The 2,332-nt window shown below is 62.9% G+C and carries 1 protein-coding gene; it reads left to right on the forward strand.

Features of this window, described 5'->3' with window-relative positions:
- Positions 1-2,332, forward strand: a 2,332-nt coding sequence (locus EN914_RS32430; RefSeq protein ID WP_206527292.1) for a hydantoinase B/oxoprolinase family protein, incomplete at both ends; no start/stop codon positions are given.

Consider the following 2,332-nt stretch of genomic DNA (forward strand, 5'->3'; position numbering starts at 1 on the left):
GCCTACCGGCGCGGCGGCCCGCTCGCCGTCACCGACGCCAATGTGATGCTGGGCAAGCTGCAGCCCGATTTCTTCCCGGCCATTTTCGGACCCGGCCAGGACCAGACGCTCGACGTCGAGACGGTAGGGGCAAAATTCGCCGCACTCGCCACCGAAATCGGCGATGGCCGGTCGCCCGAGACTGTCGCCGAGGGCTTCGTCACCATCGCCGTCGAAAACATGGCCAATGCCATCAAGAAGATCTCCGTGCAGCGCGGCTACGACGTCACCGAATATCTCTTGAACTGTTTTGGCGGCGCCGGCGGCCAGCACGCTTGCCTGGTCGCCGATGCGCTCGGCATGGAAGCGGTGCTGATCCATCCCTTCTCAGGTCTTCTGTCGGCCTATGGCATCGGCCTGTCCTCGGTCTTTGCCTCGCGCCAGCAGGCGCTGCTGAAGCCCCTTGCCGAAGAGTCCAGAACGGAGATCGGCAACCTCATTGCCATCTTGAGAAAAGCCGTTGTCGCAGAACTCGCGGCGCAAGGCATCGGCGAGGATACGGTCGCCACGAAGCCGGTGCTGCACATTCGCTACGATGGCACCGACACGACACTGCCGGTGAATTTCGAGGCGGATTCGATTTTCCAGGCCAGGCGCGATTTTGAAATCGCCCACAAGGCGCAGTTCGGTTTCGTCTATGACGACAAGCCGATGATCGTCGAGACCGTCGGCGTCGAAGGCACCGACACTGGCGGCACTGGGCGCGACGAAACTGAATCGCGAACCGAAGACCTTGCCGTAAGCCCTTCACAGACCCGCGAAATCTTCACCGAGGGAGAGTGGCGCACTTCACCCATCTTCCGCCGCGAGGCGCTGAAGCCGGGAAACAGGGTTGCGGGACCTGCCTTGATTATCGAGCCGAACCAGACAATCGTCATCGAGCCGGGCTGGCTGGCCGAAATCACCGCCAGGAACCACGTGCTCCTGCGCCGCGTCGAGAAAAAGCGCCGGCAGGCAGCGCTCGGCACCGAGGCCGATCCGGTCATGCTGGAGGTCTTCAACAACCTCTTCATGTCGATCGCCGAGCAGATGGGCGTCACGCTGCAGAACACCGCCTATTCCGTCAACATCAAGGAACGGCTGGATTTTTCCTGCGCCGTCTTCGACCGGACCGGCGCGCTGGTCGCCAATGCGCCGCACATGCCGGTACATCTCGGCTCGATGGACCGCTCGGTCGAAACCATCATCCGGCTGAATTCCGGCGACATCCACCCCCGCGACGTCTTTGCCCTCAACGCACCCTACAATGGCGGCACGCATCTGCCGGACATCACTGTCGTGACGCCGGTCTTCGATGATGCCAAGGAAAGAATCCTGTTCTGGGCCGCCTCGCGCGGCCATCACGCCGATATCGGCGGCACGGCACCCGGCTCGATGACGCCGCTCGCCACCACGGTCGACGAGGAAGGCGTGCTGTTCGACAATTTCCGCATCGTCGACCGTGGCCGCTTCCGCGAGAAGGAGCTGGAAACGCTGCTCACCGATCACCGCTATCCGGCCCGCAATCCGCACCAGAACATCGCCGACCTCAAGGCGCAGATCGCCGCCAACGAGAAGGGCGTAGCCGAACTGCGCAAGATGGTCTCCCATTTCGGCCTCGATGTCGTCGAGGCCTATATGGGCCATGTCCAGGACAATGCCGCCGAAAGCGTGCGCCGCGTGCTGGAGCGGCTGCCGGATAGTTCTGAGTACGAATACCCGACCGACACCGGCCAGATCATCAAGGTGAAGATCACGGTCGACCGGCAAAAGCGCGAGGCGACGGTAGACTTCACCGGCACCTCGCCGGTGATGAAGAACAATTTCAACGCGCCCGAGCCGGTGGCCCGCGCCGCCGTGCTCTACGCCTTCCGCGTCATGGTCGAGGATATGATCCCGATGAATGCCGGGTGCCTGCGGCCCATCAACATCATCATTCCCGATGGCTGCATGCTGAAACCCGCCTACCCCGCCGCCGTCGTCGCCGGCAATGTCGAGACCTCGCAGCATGTCACCAACGCGCTGTTCGGCGCCATGGGCGCCATGGCCAACGCCCAAGGCACGATGAACAACCTGACCTTCGGCAACAAGACGTATCAATATTACGAGACGATCTGCTCCGGCTCGCCGGCCGGCCGGATGAACTCCGGCCGCGGCTTTGCCGGCACCTCCGGCGTCCACACCCACATGACCAATTCGCGCCTCACCGATCCCGAAGTGCTGGAGCTGCGCTTTCCCGTTCTGCTCGAGGATTTCCACATCCGGAAAGATTCCGGCGGCAAGGGCAAATGGAGCGCCGGCGACGGCACCAAAC

The sequence above is a fragment of the Mesorhizobium sp. M7A.F.Ca.CA.001.08.2.1 genome (assembly GCF_003998455.1).
GTDB classification, from domain to species: Bacteria; Pseudomonadota; Alphaproteobacteria; order Rhizobiales; family Rhizobiaceae; genus Mesorhizobium; species Mesorhizobium ciceri.